This is a genomic window from Gordonia crocea, assembly GCF_009932435.1.
GTDB lineage: Bacteria > Actinomycetota > Actinomycetes > Mycobacteriales > Mycobacteriaceae > Gordonia > Gordonia crocea.
Map to the genome: position 1 here is coordinate 67,560 of NZ_BJOU01000017.1, position 17,984 is coordinate 85,543.

Annotated in this window: 20 protein-coding genes; 7 read left to right on the forward strand and 13 right to left on the reverse strand. The window is 69.2% G+C overall.

What is annotated here, in order from left to right:
- Position 1: 1 nt before the first annotated feature.
- From nbrcactino_RS15530 to nbrcactino_RS15540, 3 genes are all read right to left on the reverse strand, one after another.
- Entirely contained in the window at positions 2 to 907 is a 906-nt protein-coding gene (locus nbrcactino_RS15530) for an oxidoreductase (RefSeq protein ID WP_161928387.1), read from the reverse strand.
- 103 nt (positions 908 to 1,010) lie between these two features.
- Positions 1,011 to 2,138, reverse strand: a complete 1,128-nt coding sequence (locus nbrcactino_RS15535) for an NAD(P)H-dependent flavin oxidoreductase (protein WP_161928388.1) — start codon at positions 2,136 to 2,138, stop codon at positions 1,011 to 1,013.
- Between the two features lie 31 nt (positions 2,139 to 2,169).
- Positions 2,170 to 3,810, reverse strand: a complete 1,641-nt coding sequence (locus nbrcactino_RS15540; protein WP_161928389.1) for an acyl-CoA synthetase — start codon at positions 3,808 to 3,810, stop codon at positions 2,170 to 2,172.
- Between the two features lie 66 nt (positions 3,811 to 3,876).
- On the opposite strand from nbrcactino_RS15540, the gene nbrcactino_RS15545 reads away from it, so the two are divergent.
- The 4 genes from nbrcactino_RS15545 (at position 3,877) to nbrcactino_RS15560 (ending at position 8,156) form a co-directional block, all read left to right on the forward strand.
- A complete protein-coding gene (locus nbrcactino_RS15545) occupies positions 3,877 to 4,683 on the forward strand; it encodes a crotonase/enoyl-CoA hydratase family protein (RefSeq protein WP_161928390.1) in 807 nt (268 codons plus the stop codon).
- A gap of 235 nt (positions 4,684 to 4,918) precedes the next feature.
- A complete protein-coding gene (locus tag nbrcactino_RS15550; RefSeq protein ID WP_161928391.1) occupies positions 4,919 to 5,941 on the forward strand; it encodes a Zn-ribbon domain-containing OB-fold protein in 1,023 nt (340 codons plus the stop codon).
- Positions 5,941 to 6,978, forward strand: a complete 1,038-nt coding sequence (locus nbrcactino_RS15555) for a thiolase family protein (RefSeq protein ID WP_161928392.1) — start codon at positions 5,941 to 5,943, stop codon at positions 6,976 to 6,978. The genes nbrcactino_RS15550 and nbrcactino_RS15555 overlap by 1 nt, the downstream gene beginning before the upstream one ends.
- Positions 6,978 to 8,156, forward strand: coding sequence for a thiolase family protein (locus nbrcactino_RS15560; RefSeq protein WP_161928393.1), 1,179 nt, complete (start codon positions 6,978 to 6,980; stop codon positions 8,154 to 8,156). Before nbrcactino_RS15555 ends, nbrcactino_RS15560 begins: the two co-directional genes overlap by 1 nt.
- Here nbrcactino_RS15560 and nbrcactino_RS15565 read toward each other — a convergent pair.
- The 6 genes from nbrcactino_RS15565 to nbrcactino_RS15590 all read right to left on the reverse strand — a co-directional run bounded on the left by nbrcactino_RS15565 (position 8,153) and on the right by nbrcactino_RS15590 (position 12,451).
- Positions 8,153 to 8,698 carry a carboxymuconolactone decarboxylase family protein gene (locus tag nbrcactino_RS15565; protein WP_161928394.1) on the reverse strand — a complete coding sequence of 182 codons (546 nt, stop codon included), beginning with the start codon at positions 8,696 to 8,698 and terminating at the stop codon, positions 8,153 to 8,155. The two genes, nbrcactino_RS15560 and nbrcactino_RS15565, sit on opposite strands and share 4 nt — an antisense overlap.
- Before the next feature lie 76 nt (positions 8,699 to 8,774).
- Complete coding sequence (locus nbrcactino_RS15570; RefSeq protein ID WP_161928395.1) at positions 8,775 to 9,560, reverse strand: NAD-dependent epimerase/dehydratase family protein; 786 nt, start codon at positions 9,558 to 9,560, stop codon at positions 8,775 to 8,777.
- 2 nt (positions 9,561 to 9,562) lie between these two features.
- A complete protein-coding gene (locus tag nbrcactino_RS15575; RefSeq protein ID WP_161928396.1) occupies positions 9,563 to 10,030 on the reverse strand; it encodes a hypothetical protein in 468 nt (155 codons plus the stop codon).
- A gap of 30 nt (positions 10,031 to 10,060) precedes the next feature.
- Positions 10,061 to 10,699 carry a hypothetical protein gene (locus nbrcactino_RS15580; protein ID WP_161928397.1) on the reverse strand — a complete coding sequence of 213 codons (639 nt, stop codon included), beginning with the start codon at positions 10,697 to 10,699 and terminating at the stop codon, positions 10,061 to 10,063.
- The gene (locus tag nbrcactino_RS15585) at positions 10,699 to 11,184 is read right to left on the reverse strand and encodes an RNA polymerase sigma factor (RefSeq protein WP_161928398.1); all 486 of its coding nucleotides are present in this window, start codon (positions 11,182 to 11,184) and stop codon (positions 10,699 to 10,701) included. Before nbrcactino_RS15585 ends, nbrcactino_RS15580 begins: the two co-directional genes overlap by 1 nt.
- Positions 11,185 to 11,326: 142 nt before the next feature.
- Positions 11,327 to 12,451, reverse strand: a complete 1,125-nt coding sequence (locus tag nbrcactino_RS15590) for a TDT family transporter (RefSeq protein WP_161928399.1) — start codon at positions 12,449 to 12,451, stop codon at positions 11,327 to 11,329.
- A 91-nt stretch (positions 12,452 to 12,542) separates the two neighbouring features.
- On the opposite strand from nbrcactino_RS15590, the gene nbrcactino_RS15595 reads away from it, so the two are divergent.
- Positions 12,543 to 13,454: a LysR family transcriptional regulator gene (locus nbrcactino_RS15595; protein WP_161928400.1), complete on the forward strand. Its 912-nt coding sequence runs from the start codon at positions 12,543 to 12,545 to the stop codon at positions 13,452 to 13,454.
- Positions 13,455 to 13,462: 8 nt separating this feature from the next.
- Here the strand turns inward: nbrcactino_RS15595 and nbrcactino_RS15600 are convergent, their stop codons facing one another.
- The 3 genes from nbrcactino_RS15600 to nbrcactino_RS15610 are packed head-to-tail and all read right to left on the reverse strand — an operon-like array spanning position 13,463 to position 15,480.
- Positions 13,463 to 13,780: a helix-turn-helix domain-containing protein gene (locus nbrcactino_RS15600; RefSeq protein WP_161928401.1), complete on the reverse strand. Its 318-nt coding sequence runs from the start codon at positions 13,778 to 13,780 to the stop codon at positions 13,463 to 13,465.
- A gap of 18 nt (positions 13,781 to 13,798) precedes the next feature.
- Complete coding sequence (locus nbrcactino_RS15605; protein WP_161928402.1) at positions 13,799 to 14,254, reverse strand: nuclear transport factor 2 family protein; 456 nt, start codon at positions 14,252 to 14,254, stop codon at positions 13,799 to 13,801.
- Positions 14,251 to 15,480: a cytochrome P450 gene (locus nbrcactino_RS15610; RefSeq protein ID WP_186343410.1), complete on the reverse strand. Its 1,230-nt coding sequence runs from the start codon at positions 15,478 to 15,480 to the stop codon at positions 14,251 to 14,253. The genes nbrcactino_RS15605 and nbrcactino_RS15610 overlap by 4 nt, the downstream gene beginning before the upstream one ends.
- Positions 15,481 to 15,700: 220 nt before the next feature.
- On the opposite strand from nbrcactino_RS15610, the gene nbrcactino_RS15615 reads away from it, so the two are divergent.
- Together nbrcactino_RS15615 and nbrcactino_RS15620 are read left to right on the forward strand one after the other, a co-directional pair.
- On the forward strand, positions 15,701 to 16,864 hold the full coding sequence (locus nbrcactino_RS15615) for a steroid 3-ketoacyl-CoA thiolase (protein WP_161928404.1): 1,164 nt from the start codon (positions 15,701 to 15,703) through the stop codon (positions 16,862 to 16,864).
- Positions 16,865 to 16,874: 10 nt separating this feature from the next.
- Positions 16,875 to 17,357, forward strand: coding sequence for a nitroreductase family deazaflavin-dependent oxidoreductase (locus nbrcactino_RS15620; RefSeq protein WP_161928405.1), 483 nt, complete (start codon positions 16,875 to 16,877; stop codon positions 17,355 to 17,357).
- Here nbrcactino_RS15620 and nbrcactino_RS15625 read toward each other — a convergent pair.
- Positions 17,354 to 17,971 carry a TetR/AcrR family transcriptional regulator gene (locus tag nbrcactino_RS15625; protein ID WP_161928406.1) on the reverse strand — a complete coding sequence of 206 codons (618 nt, stop codon included), beginning with the start codon at positions 17,969 to 17,971 and terminating at the stop codon, positions 17,354 to 17,356. The two genes, nbrcactino_RS15620 and nbrcactino_RS15625, sit on opposite strands and share 4 nt — an antisense overlap.
- Positions 17,972 to 17,984 lie beyond the last annotated feature (13 nt).

The window sequence follows — 17,984 nt, forward strand, 5'->3', positions numbered from 1 at the left end:
CCTACTCGGCCGCCAGATCCACCGGCCGGGGCAGCGTGTAGGTCACCCCGGTCATCACCTCGGACTGCTCCCAGAGGCGACGCCACAAACCCTGGTCCTGCGACAGCTTCGACGACGGCGCCGAGCGCACCGGTCCGCGCGACTGGCCGATCCCGCCCGTCGGACCCCAGTACTTGTGCGGATCGGCGTCGGGTTCGGTCGCCCCGAAGAGGATCGACTCGACGGCCCGGCTCGGCTTGTGGCCCCACACCGACGCGAAGGTCTTGCCGACGAGGTCGACCGGCGTCTCGGTCTTGGTGAACAGATCGGTGCCCGACACCCCGGGATGCACGGCATAGGAGCGCAGCGGCGAGCCGACCTCGTCGAGGCGGCGCTGCAACTCCCGCGCGAACATGAGGTTGGCCAGCTTCGCCTGCGCGTAGGCCAGGTTGCGCTGGTACCGGCGGTGCTCGTAATTGAGGTCGTCGATCCACAGCTTCGGGGTCTGCCGGTGCGCGATGCTCGCGACGGTGACCACCCGGTCGCCGATCTTGTCCAGCAGGAGCCCGGTCAACGCGAAGTGGCCGAGGTGGTTGACGCCGAACTGCATCTCAAAACCGTCGGCGGTCCGCTTCAGCGGCAGGTTCATCAGCCCCGCGTTGTTGATCAACACGTCGAGTTCGCCCACCCGCGCGGCGAAGTCCCGCACCGACGCGAGATTGGCCAGGTCGAGCGGCTTGACCCGCACGTCACCGGAAATGCCTTCGGCGATCAACTCGGCCTTCGCGGTGTCGCGACAGGCCATCACGACGGTGGCGCCGCGCTCGGCGAGGACACGGGTGGCCATCTCCCCCAAACCACCGTTCGCCCCGGTAATCACGACGGTCCGTCCCGTCTGATCCCCGATCTGTTCAATCGACCAAGCCATGGTCATCCCCTTTCGTAGTGCGCCGGCGGAGGTTTCCGCGGCGACCCATAGGGGTTCATTCGACCACAAAGACGAGGCCGACGGGGCTATTGCTGACCGGGCGTTACAGCGTGGCGTTCATCCGCGCGACAGCGGCTTCGTACCCCTCCACCAGGTCGGCGACCAGCTCGGCGACCGGCGTGATGGCGTTCATCCGCCCGACGATCTGACCGGCCGGCATCGCGATGACCTCGGGGTCGTCGGACGACGAGATGCGCGCGTGCGCCTCACCGACGAGCAGGTTCTGCAACGGCATCGGCAGCGGCTCCGGCGCATTGGGGGCATCCCAGGCGTCGGTCCACTTGGTCTTGAGCAGCCGGGCGGGCTTGCCGGAGTAGATGCGCCGGCGCACGGTGTCCCGCGAGGTCGCCTTGAGCAGCGCCTCCTGCACCGTCGACGGACCGTCTCCCGACGCGCCGAGCTTGTATTCCGCCGCGGTCAACCAGTAGGTGCCCATCCAGACACCTTGGGCGCCAAGGGCGATCGCGGCCGCGATCTGGCGACCGTCGCCGACGCCGCCGGCGGCGAGTACCGGCGCGGTGTCGCCCATCGCATCGACGATCTCGGGCCACAGCACCATGGAGGTCACCTCGCCGGTGTGCCCACCGCCCTCGTATCCCTGCGCAATGACGATGTCGACGCCGGCCTGCACGTGGTGCTGGGCATGTTCTTTGGCCCCGGCCAGGGCCGCGACGGCCACACCGTTGCGGTGGGCAAGGTCGATCACGTCGTCGGGCGGGGAGCCCAGCGCGTTGGCGATCAGTTTGATCTGTCCGTACTTGCGGGCGTGCTCCATGGCCACGTCGACGTGGCTGCGGGCGACCGAATGCAGCCAACCGAGCACCCCGGTGTTGACGCGGCTGCCGTCGGGCAGCGGCGGGACGCCGAGGTCGTCGAGGACACGCTCGACGAAGGCCCGGTGCTCCGGCGGGATCATCGCGTCGAGGTCGACCTTGGATCCCTCGGTCGGGATCTTGGCGGGCATCACGACGTCGACGCCGAAGGGCTTGCCCTCGGTGAGCTCGTGCATGCGCTCGAGCACGGCGTCGAGTTCCTCGGCCTCGTTGAAGCGCACACAGCCGAGGACGCCGAGACCGCCGGCGCGACTGATGGCGGCGGCGACATCCTCACTCGGGGTGAACCCGAAGATCGGGTACTCGATGCCGAACCGCTCGCTGAGCTGGGTTTTCATACTGTTTCCTGACGTCGTGGAAGATCGGGGGCTATTCGGTCTCGTCGGCGGGCGCGGCCTCGGTGACCGACACCGCCCACCGGTAGTCGGGCTTGCCGGCGGGGGAACGCTTGAGTTCGTCGACGAACCACACCGCACGGGGCACCTTGTACCCGGCCAGCTCGGCCCGGGCGGCGGCGCCGAGCTCGGCCAACGGCGGTCGGGCTCCGTCGCGGGCCTGCACGACGGCGGCCACCCGCTGGCCGAACCGCTCGTCGGGGATGCCGACGACGGAGACGTCGAAGACGTCCGGATGGGCCTTGAGCGCGGCCTCGACCTCTTCGGGGAAAACCTTCTCGCCGCCGGTGTTGATCGACACCGAGCCGCGGCCGAGCATGGTGATCGTGCCGTCGGCCTCCAACGTGGCGAAGTCGCCGGGCAGCGAGTAACGCACACCGCCGTAGGTGACGAAGGTCTTCGCCGACTTCTCCGGATCGTTGTGATAGCGCAGCGGTACGTGTCCCGAGCGGGCCAGCACGCCCACTTCCCCGCTGCCCGCAGTGACCGGCGTCCCATCCTCGCGCAGCACGTGGGTCTCGGGATCGGCCTTGACCTGGGGCGCGCCGACATGGCTCTCGCCCTTCACCGCGACGCTCATCCCGCCGAAACCGGTCTCTGACGAGCCGATGGCGTCGACGACGACGGTGTTGGGGAAGGCCGCGACGTACCGGTCTTTGATCGTCGGGGAGAACAAGGCCGCCGACGAGGCCACCGAAACGAGGGTGGACGTGTCGAATTCGCCGTTCTCGTAGGCCTCGATCATCGGCCGCCCCATCGCATCACCGGTGATGAAGACGACGTTGACGCCGTGGCGCTCGACGATCCGCCAGGCCTCCTGCGCATCGAAGTCGGGGTACACGACGGCCTTGCCGCCGGCGAACAGCGACTGGAAGATGGCCCATTGCGACCCGCCGTGGATGAAGGGCGGGATCGGGAAGCGGACGAGCTGACCGCCTTCGGCACCCAGCTTGGCCAGTTGCCACTCGTCGGAGACGGGTTCGCCGGAGTACCAGTCGATGCCGCCGCCGAGGACGCGCCACACGTCTTCCTGCCGCCACACGACGCCCTTGGGCTTCCCGGTGGTGCCGCCGGTGTAGAGCATGTAGAGGTCGTCGTCGGTGCGCAGCGAGAAGTCCCGCTCCGGCGACGCCTGCTGCAGGGCCGCCTCGTAGTCGAGGACTGCCACACCGTCCACCTGGGCGGGGGCGTCCCCGCCGTCCCCGCCATCCCCGGCGTCGCCGACGACGATCCGGTGGGTGATCGCGGTGTCCCAATTCTGCAACGTGTTGCACACCCGGTCGTCGTAGCGGCCCTCATGGATGAGCACCTTCATCCCGGAGTCGGTGAAGATGTGGGAGAGCTCGGCCTCGACGTAGCGGTAGTTCACGTTGGCCATCACCGCCCGCGCCTTGAAGATGGCGAGCATCGACTCGACCGCTTCGATCGTGTTTCTGCTGTACAAACCAACCGAGTCGCCGGGCTCGACACCGGCGTCGATGAGTGCGTGCGCGAGCCGGTTAGCCCGCTCCTCGAGCTCGGCGTACGTCCGCGAACGCCCTCCGGATTCGAGGGCAACGCGTTCGGGAACGAGGTCGACGGCATGCTCGAAGAGATCGGCAATGGTAAAGGCCATGCCTAGAAACTAGAACGTGTTACCGTTTTCGGCAAGCACTTGCTCAGACCGCCTGCTGGAGGAACCATGACCACCGCCGAATACCGTGAACCGGAGTGCCTCGTCGAGAAGCGCGGCCACGTCCTGATCGTGACCATGAACCGGCCGCAGGCGCGCAACGCCCTGTCCACCGAGATGATGGCCATCATGGAACAGGCCTGGAACACCGTTGACGATGACCCGGAGATCCGCGTCGCGATCCTAACCGGAGCCGGCGGGTACTTCTGCGCCGGCGCCGACCTCAAGGCGATGAACAAACAGGCCCCGGGCGACCGGTTCTCCAACGAGAGCGGCTGGGACCTCACCAAGATGCCCGCGCTACTCAAGGGGCGCCGACTGACCAAGCCGCTCATCGCCGCGGTCGAGGGTCCGGCGATCGCCGGCGGTACCGAGATCCTGCAGGGCACCGATATCCGCGTCGCCGCCGAGAGCGCCAAGTTCGGGGTGTCCGAGGCGAAGTGGGGACTGTTCCCGCTCGGCGGCAGCGCGGTGCGCTTGGTCCGCCAGATCCCCTACACCGTCGCCTGCGACATCCTGCTGACCGGACGCCACATCAGCGCCGCGGAGGCCAAGGAGTACGGCTTGGTCGGCCACGTCGTTCCGGACGGCACCGCCCTGGACAAGGCGCTCGAACTCGCCGAGCAGATCGCCGCCAACGGCCCGCTGGCCGTCCAGGCGATCCTGAAGACCATCCGCGATTCCGAGGGGCTGCACGAGGAGGAGGCGTTCAAGATCGACGCTGTGCTCGGCAAGTCCGTCTTCCAGTCCGCCGACGCCAAGATCGGCCCCCGGGCCTTTGCCAACAAGGAGAGGCCGGTCTTCACCGGCGAGTAGGGTCTCAGACAACGGTCGGCGACGCCGCCCATCCGTCCGACCCTCCCGACGATGTCTTCGTAGCGCGCCGCGGGTACCCGAGCGTGCCAGACTGATGCTGCCCGCCAGGCGGCACCCGCCCCCGACGAGGTCACGATCGAGTTGGACCATTGACTTAGAACCTGTTCCGCCCGATCAACGCGGTTGATGAACTGTGCCTTGCCAATTAAACTTAGAACGTGTTCTAGTAGATGTTGTGAGTACACGTCCGACTACTGATCCCGTCGCGGAGGTACCCGCGCCCGCCACGGAGATCCTGTCCGCACCGCTGACAAACACCTTCGCCTACACCCGGTCGCTGGGCCCGGTGCTCTCCCCCTTCGCCCTCGCCCTGCGCGAGGGACGGATCCTCGGGTCGGCGAGCAGCGACGGGCGGGTCTTCGTCCCACCGGTCGAGTTCGACCCGGCCACCGGCAAGGCCACCACCGACCTGGTCGACGTGGCCACCGTCGGCACCGTGACGTCCTGGACGTGGCAGCCCGAGCCGGCCGCACCCCAGCCACTGGACCGGCCCTTCGCCTGGGCGCTGATCCGGCTCGACGGGGCCGACACCGCCCTGCTGCACGCCGTGGCCGTCGAGGACGCCGCCACGATGAGCACCGGGATGCGGGTGCATGCCGTGTGGCGGGCCGCCCGCACCGGGTTGATCACCGACATCAGCCACTTCGAACCGGGCGATGCCGCCGCGACGGCCCCGGCCAACACCGCCGAGTTGCCGACCGAGTCCAACGGTCGCGTCGTCGTGGCCACCCCGATAAGCACCCGGATCGAACACAGCGCCACCGAGGCCGAGTCGGTGTTCCTCGAGGGCATCGCCGGCGGCAAACTCATCGGCAACCGCATGGCCTCCGGCGTTGACGCGGGCCGGGTCTACTTCCCGCCGCGCGACGTGAGCCCCGCCGACGGCGCACCGCCCGCCGAGTTCGTCGACCTCCCCGACACCGGCATCGTGACGACCTTCTGCATCGTCAACGTTCCGTTCCAGGGACAGAAGATCAAGCCGCCCTATGTGGCCGCCTATGTACTCCTCGACGGCACCGACATCCCGTTCCTGCACCTGATCCTCGACTGCCCGGCCGACGAGGTCCGCATGGGGATGCGCGTGCAGGCGGTGTGGTTGCCGCGAGAGGAATGGCAGCACTCGATGGGCAACATCAGCCACTTCCGCCCGACCGGCGAGCCCGACGCGGACTACGCCAGCTACCAGGAGTACGTGTGATGACCCTGCCCAAGATCGCGATCGTCGGGTTCGCACACAGCCCGAACGTCGCCGCCACCCACGGCACCACCAACGGTGTCGAGATGCTGATCCCGTGCTTCGAGAAGCTCTACGCACAGTTGGGGATCACCCGCTCCGACATCGGCTTCTGGTGCAGCGGATCGTCGGATTACCTTGCCGGACGGGCCTTCTCGTTTATCTCGGCGATCGACGCGATCGGCGCGATGCCGCCGATCAACGAGTCGCACCTCGAGATGGACGCGGCGTGGGCCCTGTACGAGGCGTACGCGAAGATCGCCACCGGGGAGGTCGACACCGCACTCGCCTACGGCTTCGGCAAGGCCAGCGCCTCCGACGTCGACCTGACCCTGTCGATGCAGACCGACCCGTACACCGTCGCCCCGCTGTGGCCGCACGCGCGCTCACTCGGCGCCCTGCAGGCACGCGCCGGCCTGGATGCGGGGACGTGGACCGAGGCCGACATGGCCGCGGTCGCCGCCCGCACCAGCGGCGGATCGGTCGACGACCTGCTGGGCGCCGACTACGTCGCCGACCCGCTGCGAGCCCACGACATCGCCCCGTACACCGACGGGGCGGCGGCCGTTATCCTCGCCACCGAGGAGCGGGCCCGCGAACTCGTCGCCAACCCGGCCTTCATCACCGGGTGGGACCACCGGATCGATTCGCCGAACTTCGGCGCGCGTGACCTGACCGTCTCCCCGTCGACGAAGCTGGCCGGCGACACCGCCTTCGGCGACCGGGACCGGGCCGTCGACGTGGCCGAGATCCACGCCGTGTTCACGCATGAAGAGCTGATCGTCCGCCAGGCCCTGGGCCTGCCGGAATCGGTGCGGATCAACCCGTCCGGCGGGGCGATGGCCGGCAACTCGCTGTTCTCGGCCGGGCTGCAGCGCATCGGCTACGCCGCGCACGCGATCCTGGCCGGCGAGGCGTCCACCGCGCTCGCCCACGCCGCCGGCGGGCCGCTGCTGCAGCAGAACATGGTCGTCACGCTTTCCTCGGAGGGACAACACTGATGGCACACCGCAATCGCGCCGCCGTGCTCGGCACCGGCCAGACCAACTACGTCAGCAAACGACTCGACGTGACCATGGCCGGCATGTGCCGCGAGGCGATCGACGCGGCGCTGGCCGACGCGAACGTCACGATGGACGAGATCGACGCCATCATCATCGGCAAGGCGCCGGACCTGTTCGAGGGGACGATGATCCCCGAGTTCGCCATGGCCGAATCCCTTGGCGCCGTCGGCAAGCAGCTCCTGCGCGTGCACACCGCGGGCTCGGTCGGCGGTTCCACCGCCAACGTCGCCGCCTCGATGGTGTTCGGCGGCCTGCACAAGCGGGTCCTCGCCGTCGCGTGGGAGAAGCAGTCGGAGTCCAACGCCATGTGGGCGCTGTCGATCCCAGTGCCGTTCACCAAGCCGGTCGGCGCCGGCGCGGGCGGATTCTTCGCCCCGCACGTGCGCTCCTACATCCGCCGCTCCGGCGCCCCGTCACACATCGGCGCCATCGTCGCGGCGAAGGACCGGCGCAACGGTGCGCTCAACCCGTTGGCCCATCTGCACCAGCCCGACATGACCGTCGAGAAGATCATGGAGTCCCAGATGCTCTGGGACCCAATCCGATTCGACGAGACCTGCCCGTCGTCCGACGGCGCCTGCGCCGTGGTGATCGGCGCCGAGGAGGTCGCGGATTCGGCAGTGGCACAAGGCAATCCGGTTGCCTGGATCCACGCGACCGCGATGCGCACCGAACCGCTGAGCTTCGCCCACCGCAACGTGGTCAGCCCGCAGGCGGGCCGGGATGCCTCCGCGGCGCTGTGGCGCGCCGGAGGGATCACCAACCCGATCGAGGAGATCGACGCCGCCGAGATCTACGTGCCGTTCTCCTGGTTCGAGCCGATGTGGCTGGAGAACCTGGGGTTCGCCGCGGAGAACGAGGGCTGGAAACTGACCGAGGCCGGCGAGACCGAGATCGACGGCAAGATCCCGTTCAACGCCTCCGGCGGCGTGCTCTCGTCCAACCCGATCGGCGCGTCGGGCATGATCCGCTTCGCCGAGGCCGCAATCCAGGTGATGGGCAAGGGCGGTGCGCACCAGGTCAAGGATGCGCGCAAAGCCGTCGGCCACGCCTACGGCGGCGGCTCGCAGTACTTCTCGATGTGGCTCGTCGGCGCCGACAAGCCGGAGCACTAGCGCCGTTCCGGCAGGGCACAGGTCGCACCGTCGGACATGCCGGTGGGACGCACGCCCAGCGCCTGGTTCAACCGGGCGCGCTGGTTCTCCCAGGCGATCTCGGCGGCCAGTTCGGCGATTTGGCCCTTGGAGAAGTGGACGAGAAGCTGCTCGCGAATCTCGGTCAGGTCCTCCCCCACCGCCGGGGTGGCCGTGATGGCCTCGGCAAAGGAGAGCACCAGCTTCTCCAACCCCGTGTAGGCGTCGCTGTCGGCATACACGGGCAGGTCGCGGATCTGTTGCTCGGTGATGCCGCCGTGGCGGGCCAGCGCCGAACCGATGTCGAGGCAGAACTCGCAGCTGACCATGCCCGCCGCCTTCAACAGGGCCAGCTCTTTGTAGCGCGGGTCGATGCGGTTGGAGAACATCAGCGACACCTCGTAACCGCCGGTCGCCGCCAGGACCAGCGGTCGGCGGATCAGCCAGGCGTAGAGGTCGGCCCGGTTCCGCTTCGACTGCGAGAAGGCTCGCAGGTACCCCCACAGGCGGTGTAGTGCTCGCATGATCATCTCTCCCGGTTCGCTTGGCGTGGACACTTGGACTTCGACGGATTCCGACGAACTGTAACGGTGAACCGGCTCACAGTGCGGCCGCCATCTGGCGGTATCCCTCGTGCACACTCGGATAGGCCGGCGCCCATCCGGTCGCGCTGCGGAAGGCCGCGTTGCTGACCCGCAGCGAGCGGGTCAACGACGTCGTCCGATCCCCCAAGAGCCCCGCCAGCCGTCCCGGACCGCTCACCCAGGTCCGCGCGCCGATCGACGACTGGTAGGCGTCGCCCCGCCCGGACCGGAAGCCGAGATGGCGGCGGGCCAGCGCGAGGATCTCCTCGCTGTGGGCGGCCCCGACCCCGTAGAACAACCCGAATCGGAGCACGACGGCCTCGCCGCCCGACGCGGCGAAGCGACGGGCACTCGCCTCCGCGGCGTGGTTGCCACGGGCAATCGGATAGTGGTCGAGGGCGGCCGATTCGTCGATCCACTCCGCACCTCGATCGGCATAGATCATGGCGACCGACTCCTGGACCACCCGCGGTACCCCGGCGGCAAGGGCCGCGTCGACGACGGCCGCCGACCCCGCGGACCGGACCCGGTAACACTCGTCCCACGCCGAGGCGAAGACGAACCGCGCCGTCGGAGGCAGCGCCGACGCCAGGTTCACCACCGCATCCGCCCGGTCGACGGCCCGGGTCAGCGTTTCGGCGTCGAACAGCGACACCCGCACCGGCACGGCACCCGCCGCGGTCAGCGCGGCCGCCGATTCCTCGCTGCGCGCCAGGGCCCGGACCCGGTGCCCGGCCCCGACCAGTGCCGGTACCGCATGGCCGCCGATGGCCCCGGTCCCGCCGGTGACGAACACGTCCACCGCTAGTTCCTCACCGCTGCACCGCGGGGGCGGTTGGCCCACGCCACGGCGACCGGCACGGCCAGTGCGACGCCCAGCACCACGACGTTCACCACGTTCTCGGCTCCGCTGAGGAGTTCGGCCGGATTGAGCAGGTGGTAGCAGAAGTGCGGCAGGGCGAACGCCGACAACGACAGCCCGGCGACGAAGACGAGCGGACGCAGCCCCCACCCGGCGGCCACCGCGGCGAACACCCCGGTCGCCACGAATCCGGTACCGGTGTCGGAGGTGAGGTGGGCGTTGAACGGGGGCTCGGCCGCCACGAGCAGCGGCCCGAACCCCGGGAAATGGTCGAAGAAGTGCCTCGGCGCGAGTACCGCCCACAGCCCGACGACCAGTTGTGGCACCGCGACCAGTCCGAGTGCGACGCGCGCCCAGTCGGGCGCCCGCGCCGACATCCGCGCGGCCCTGTCATCCAGTGAAGTGTCCATACCCCTTCTTCGCGACGACACCGCCAACTGTCACGCCGAGGATCGGTTGCGCTTGCGCCCGCGCCGCCACACGACGAGGAAGGACACCAACAGCACCACCGCGGCCAGCCCCTCGGTCAGGTGCAGGGCCGCACCCCAGGCCCACACGTTCACCTCACGGGCACCGTGGACGCCGAGCGTGATACCGAGCGGTACCCCGGCCGCGACGGCCAGCACCACCCATTGGCGGTCGAGGGAGGCGATCAGCGCGACGAAGCCGACGGCGATCAAGGCGAAGGCGCCTTCGGTCGCGGCGTGCGGCACGAAGGGCTCGCCGATGTTCTCGGCGATGTACTCCCCGGCCACCAGCGCGCTCAACCCCTGGAGCATCAGCAGGACACCGAGGACGGCGGCGGCCACCCGCGGCCACCGCCAAGCCCGGGCCGGGTCCACCCGAGCAGGGCCGGTACGCATCCGGCGGCGCCGCGATGGCGCAGCGGAAACCCCGGCCGCATCGCCGGCCACCCGATCGGCGATCCGCTCGGTGACCGCTGCCGACGGCGCATCGGCGAAGGCGGTACTCAGCCAGGCCAGCGCCGGGTCGGTCCGGTCACCGGCCAGCGCATCGTCGATGGCCACGTCCAATGCATCGGCGGCCGCCTGTTCGGATACGGCGAAGTCCTCGTCCATCACGTCACCACCTCTCGCAGTTTCCCCACCGCCCGATACACCAGCATCCGAGCCGCTGGCGCGGAGATTCCCAGGGCCGCACCGATTTCCGGCGACGACAGCCGCGCACCGAACCGCAACGCCACCGCGTCGCGCTCCCGGTCGGTCAACACCGCCAGGTGGCGTCGCAGGTCGTCGGCCGCGAGAACCCGCAGCGCGGCAGTCTCCGGGCCGTCAGCGGTATCGGGTTCATCGGCGACACTCTCCACCGGCACCGTCTTGCCGTTGCGCCGCCACCAGTCCGCGACCCGGTGGCGGGCGATACCCGTCAACCAGGCACCCACCGATCCCGACGACGGGTCGTAGCGCTCCCACGACCGCATTGCCGCCACGAACACCTCGCTGACCACGTCCTCGGCGTCGGCGTCGGCGGGTACGCGAACACGCACGTAGCGCCACACCGGCGCCACGTGCTCGCGATAGATACCGTCGAAGCCACCGTCCATCCATCACCCCTTCGCGCCGGACGGCGAAACTGTAACGCGATTACCGCACCAACGATTGCGCGAACGCCCGGACACCTCAAGATCAGCCTCGTCGGGACGGCCCCGATGACGGTGTGTCAACGACCACCGCGATTCGCCATCGTTACCGGGACGCGGACGGCACCAGCAGTGACCCGGTCACCACGACTCCGTGTGCGGTCCGGCCGGCCACGATGCCCCAAGCCGCCAGCAGACCCAGGTACGCGACGACCGCGGCGCCGGTGAAAGCCAGGGCGCCGGTATGGGTGGCCAGCGCAGACAGGCCGGTCACGCAGGTCCCGACCGGGAAGGTGAACGACCACCAGGTCAACCCGAAGGGAAGCCGTCGGCGAGCGGCGCCCACCGTGAGTGTGGCGGCGATCGAGGCCCACAGCAGGGCGAAGCCGGCCACCGGCACACCGTAGAGAACGCCACCGACCGCCAGGGCGCGCGCATAGGCGGGGTCGACGGCACCGGCCACGCCGCCCAACTGGTTGGCTGCGGTAATCGATTGCCCGAGCGGGCCGAGGACGATCCAGAGGGTCGGCACCATCACCGCCGCCCCGACTCCCCGGTGCGCAAGCCGACCCCAGATGAGCGGGATGATGACCAGCGACGCGATCAGGCTCAAACCGAACATCGCGTAACACCCCCACAGCAGCGTCATCTGCCACTGCCCCGACGGCAGGTGTGGCACCAACAGGGCACCCGTGGCCGCGGACACCATTGGCGGCACCACCGGCATCAACCAGCCGCCGAACGCGGCATCGTCGTCGACCTCGATGCGGGTGAACAGCAGCACCGGTACCGCCACCGCCGTGCTCAAGCCGAGTACGGTCCCGACCGTCCAGAAAACGGCATTGACGGCCAGCGACGCGCGCTGTCCGATGATGTCGACCCCCACCAGCTGTGCGCCGGCTCCGACGGTGAGGAAGGCCATCGCCGGCGCGCCGTAGAAGTGCGTCATCACCGGATGACGGTGGTGGCTGCGCGCGACGGCGCGGTGCCGGACCCAATGGGCCCCGGTCGCCGCGGTGACCACCAGCAGGATTGCCGTCGCCAGGGCCCAGAAGCCCAGCGCCAGCACCCGTTGGCCGGGAAAGTGGACCGGGAGCATGACCGAGGCGACCGCCACGACACCGGTGCCCATGACCGAGGCGAACCAGTTGGGGGTGATGAATGCGACGGCCTGGGAGGCCGAGGCGACCTGGTGTGCCGGGAATCGGGTGCGGGGGCGGGTTTGCAACATGCTTCTACCGTGCGTGACCCGCCATGTCCCCGGTAGAGGTGATTGTTTGGCAACATACAAGGAGAACTTGTGACCCGTGGGAGGGTGACCGATGCCCCTGAGCGATCTGCCCGATCTGCGCGCGCTCTACGCGTTGCGCACGGTGGCCGAGGCCGGAAGCCTCAATGCAGCCGGTGAACAACTCGGTATCACCCAGCAGGCGGTGTCGTTGCGGATCCGCAGCCTCGAGACCTCAATCGGTGCCCGACTTCTCATCCGCTCGCCTCGCGGATGCTCCCTGACGCCGGCCGGGCAATTGGTCATCGGCTGGGCCGGGCAACTCCTCGGCGACGCCGAGCGATTCGCCGAATCGGTGGCCGCGCTGCGCAGCGGCCGCGATCGCGAGGTGCGGGTCGCCGCCAGCCTCACCATCGCCGAGCACCTGCTGCCGCAGGCGGTCGCCCACTGGCGGGCCGCTCAGGGCGACGCCGCTCCCGCCGTCACGCTGGTGGCGGCCAACAGCAGCGTCGTCGCCGATGAGGTCCGGCTGGGTCAGGCGGACCTCGGATTCGTCGAAGCACCCGCCGTACCCACAGACCTGGCCTCGCGGATGATCGCTCGCGACGAGATCGTCGTGGTCGTTCCACCGACACACCCGTGGGCCCGACGCGGCACGGTGACTCCCGCCGAACTCGCCGACACTCCCCTGGTCCTGCGCGAGGCGGGCAGCGGCACCCGACAGGCCTTCGACGACGCGCTCGCGGCGGCCGGCTTCACCGCCGCCGAACCCGCCCAGGTCCTGTCCACGACGCTCGGCATCCGCACCACCATCGCGGCGGGCTCGGCCCCCGGAGTGTTGAGCGCCCTGGCGGTACACGACGACCTGGTGGCCGGACGGCTCGTCCGCGTCGCCGTCGACGGTCTGCACCTCGTCCGGCCGCTGACCGCGGTCTGGGTCGGCGCGGAGCCGCCGCGAACCGCCCGTGGCCTACTCGACGCGGTGATCGCCGCAACCCGCCCCTGAGGACGCGATCAGACGTCGTCCTCGCCGACCGGACCGCCCTCGTCCTCCCAGGAGTCGATCATCTGCACGGCGGTCCGACTGAACTTGCGGCGCACGCCGACGCCGCCACGACGGTCCTCGGGGACGAACCGGGCCCCGTAGTGGACCAACGCGTCGGTCAGCGCCTGGATCTGCTTGGGCGAGAGGTTCTCCCCGCCCTTCTCGTACTTGCGGAGCGCCTTCTGGTCCAGACCAGCCTTTTTGGCAACGGTGCGCACCGACACCCGACAAAGGTGCCGGGCCGCACGCGCCAGGGCACCGTCCATCACGAACTTGATTGCAGCCATGCCCTCATCGTCGCACGATCAGGCGGGCCGGAGCGTCTGCATGGTCTTCTCGACCTCCCAGAACGCCCGCAAGGCGGCCAGCTTCCCGTCGGCGTCGGCACGGTAGGTGAAGACCCCGTGCGCCTCGGAGACGTGTCCGGCGATGTGGGTGACGATCTTGCCGATGTAGGCCACCTCGTTGCCGCAGATGACCTCCTCGTCGAAGACGAAGTCGATCTTCTCGGTGGTGCCGATCGTCTTGTCCCAGAACTCCGAGAGGGCCTGCTTCCCGCGGTGCCCCACGCCCTGCTCGTCGAACATCGACGGGCCGACCGGATCCTCGACGATCCCGTCGTCGGCGAAGTTGTCCAGCCACGCCTGCTTGTCGCGTGCCGTGACCGCCTCGCGGGACTTGCGCCCGACCACGACGCCGGGGGCGTTCTCCCGGTCGATGTTGAGGTAGGCGGGAGTGGAGTCCGACGCCGGCGCGCTCACTTGGCCGCCGTGCCGTAGTCGACCTGGAGCTCCTTGATGCCGTTGATCCACCCGTGGCGCAGGCGGCGCGGCGCGTCGAGCTTGGTGATGTCGGGAACGATGTCGGCCAGCGCGTTGAACATCAGGTTGATCTCCATGCGCGCCAGGTTGGCGCCGACGCAGAAGTGGGCACCGTTACCGCCGAAGCCGACGTGGGGGTTCGGGTCGCGCAGCACGTTGAAGGTGAACGGATCGTCGAAGACGTCCTCGTCGTAGTTGGCCGAGCCGTAGAACATGCCGACCCGGTCGCCCTCGGCGATCTTCACCCCGCGGATCTCGGTGTCGCGCACCGCGGTCCGCTGGAAGCTGTTGACCGGCGTGGCCCAACGGACGATCTCGTCGACGGCGGTGGCCGGGCGGTCCCGCTTGAAGATCTCCCACTGCTCGGGGTTGTCCAGGAAGGCGTTCATCCCGTGGCTGATCGCGTTACGGGTGGTCTCGTTACCCGCGACGGTCAGCAGGATGAAGAAGTAGCCGAACTCAATCTCGTCGAGCGAGTGCCCGTCGATATCGGCGTTGACCAGCGTGGAGACGATGTCCTCGGCCGGACACTTCCGGCGGGCGTCGGCCATGTTGTAGCCGTAGCCGAGGATCTCCGCTGACGCGACGTCGGGCGGGGTGGTGAACTCCGGGTCGTCGGCGTTCATCATCGAGTTCGACCAGTCGAACAGCTTCATCCGGTCTTCCTGCGGGACACCGAGGAGGTCGGCGATCGCCATCAGCGGCAGGTCGACCGCGACCTGGTGGACGAAGTCGCCATTGCCGGAGTCGGCCGCCTCCTGCACGATCTTGCGCGCCGCCGCGTCGAGCTTCTCCTCCAACCCGTGCACCGCGCGCGGGGTGAAGGCCTTCGACACGACCTTGCGCAGGCGGGTGTGCTCGGGCGGGTCGTGGTTGATCAGCAACGCCTTGGTGACTTCCAGGGCTTCCGCCGGCATGTCGTCCTCGAACCGCATGATGACGCCGTTGCGGTTGGTCGACCAGTCTTCGGAGTTCTTCGAGATGTCGCGGATGTCGGCGTGCTTGGACACCACCCAGTAGCCGGCGTCGTGGAAGCCGCCGCCCTTCCCGGGCTCCTGGGCGTTGAACCACACCGGCGCGGTCTTGCGCAGGCAGGCGAACTCCTCCAGCGGAATTCCCTCGACGAGAAGGTCGGGGTTGGTGAAGTCCCACCCCTTCTGATTCATGAACGGACACTGCGCCGCAGTGTCACCACCCTGGGAGACGGTGGCCTCATTCGCCTGGGTCACGTCAGTACCTCAATCCAGCCCTGTTCCCGGCCGGGCTGTGACCGACAGGAACGTGTTTCAATTCGGATAGCTCACACTCTGCCACACCGCATAGACAGCTAACAAGAACTTGTTCTAGTTTTGAGGGTGGAGATCACCGAACGGAAGTGAGAGCAACATGGGTGTGCCGGTAATCGTCGAAGCGGCGCGGACGCCGATCGGCAAGCGCAACGGCTGGTTGTCGGGTTTGCACGCCGCCGAGATCCTCGGCGCGGCGCAGCGCGGCGTGATCGAGCGCGCGGGAATCGACCCCGAGCTCGTCGAGCAGGTGATCGGCGGCTGCGTCATGCAGGTCGGCGAACAGGGCAACAACGTCACCCGCACCGCGTGGCTGCACGCCGGACTGCCGTGGCAGACCGGCGCGACCACCGTCGACTGCCAGTGCGGCTCGGCGCAGCAGGCCAATCACCTGATCGCCGGGCTGATCGCCACCGACACCATCGACGTCGGCGTGGCGTGCGGGATCGAGGCGATGAGCCATGTTCCACTCGGCGCCAACGTCGGCGAGAACGCCGGTCCGCGCCGACCCGAGTCGTGGGACATCGACATGCCCAACCAGTTCGACGCCGCCGAACGCATCGCCGACCGGCGCGGGATCACCCGCGCCGACCTCGACGCCTTCGGTCTCCGCAGCCAACAGCTCGCCAAGCAGGCCTGGGAAGAGGGGCGCTTCGACCGCGAGATCCTCACCGTGATCGCCCCCGAACGCACCAGGGAGGGCGAGTTCACCGGCGAGAAGCTCACCGTGAACCGCGACCAGGGTCTGCGCGAGACCACCGCCGAATCGCTGGCCGGCCTCAAGCCGGTCATCGAGGGCGGCCGCCACACGGCCGGCACGTCGTCGCAGATCTCCGACGGCGCCGCGGCGGTCCTGTTGATGGACGAGGCCAAGGCCAAGGCGCTCGGCCTCAAGCCGCGCGCCCGGCTGCGCGCCCAGGCACTGGTCGGCGCCGAGCCGTACTACCACCTCGACGGTCCGGTCCAGGCCACCGAGCGCGTCCTGGCCAAGGCCGGGATGAGCATCAACGACCTCGACCTGGTCGAGATCAACGAGGCCTTCGCCTCGGTGGTCTTGAGCTGGGCCAGCGTCCACAAGCCGGACATGGACAAGGTGAATGTCAACGGCGGCGCCATCGCCCTGGGCCACCCCGTCGGGTCGACCGGGTCGCGACTGATCACCACCGCCCTGCACGAGCTGGAACGTCGCGACGGGGAGACCGCGCTGGTCACCATGTGCGCCGGCGGGGCGCTGTCGACCGGCACCATCATCGAGCGGATCTGAGGCGGTCGCGGTGGACGCCGACAAGCGCCCGGCCCAGCTCGACTCGCCGGTGGTCGCCGCGATCATCAAACTCGGCTCCCGGCTGAACACCCGGCTGTACCGGGCCACCGGGGGCCGACTCGGCGGCACGTGGCGGGTGGGCGCGGCACTGCGCCGCCCCGCCCCGGTCGGCCTGTTGACGACGACCGGGCGGAAGACGGGACAACCGCGCACCGCGCCGCTGATCTACCTGCGCGACGAGGAGCGGTTCATCGTCGTCGCCTCACAGGGCGGGCTGCCCAAGCATCCGGCGTGGTATCTGAACCTGCAGGCCGATCCCGACGTCACCATTCAGATAGGCAGGCATACCCACGAGCTGCGGGCCCGCACCGCCGCACCGGACGAGCGCGCCCGGCTGTGGCCGCGGCTGGTGGACCTTTACGCCGATTTCGACACCTACGACGCCTGGACCGAGCGCGAGATCCCCGTAGTCATCTGCGAGCCGCGCGACTAACGCGAATCCGGGGGCTCGACGGCCATTCCGCGGATCGCCGCCCCGACCCACCGGTCGAGGAAGGCCGCGAGATCGGCGGCGTCGCGACCCCCGTCGTCGAGGACGAGTGACTGCAGTGTGCGCAGCGTGATGTCGGCGATGTCGGCGAGCTGCGCCTCGGCCAACCCCCAGGCATCCCAATCCACCGCCATCCGCGCCATCATCGACCGCGCGAACCCGCGGCCGACGTCCGAGGTGAATCCGCCGACGAGCGGCAGGCTCAACTGGTCGCCGCGCAGGACCAGGCCGACATAGGCGTCGTCGGCCAGCGCGGACATGACCGCCACCAGTCCGTGCACCACCGCGTCGTCGGGCCGGGTGTAGGGCGTCAGCACGACGGCCATCCGGTCGAGCAGCCCGCCGACCGCGCCCATCGCCGTTGCGGCCAGCAGGTCGCCGGTACTCGGGAAATAGCGGTAGACGGTTTGGCGGGTCACCCCGAGCTGACGGGCGACGTCGGCGAGATTGGTCGCCGCCCCCTTCTCGTCGATCACCCCGCGCGCCGCGGCCAGGATGCGCGCGACGGCTTCGTCGTCGTCGAGCGGGGGGTTCCCGCCCCAACCGTGTGTGCGCATGGCTGCACAGCCT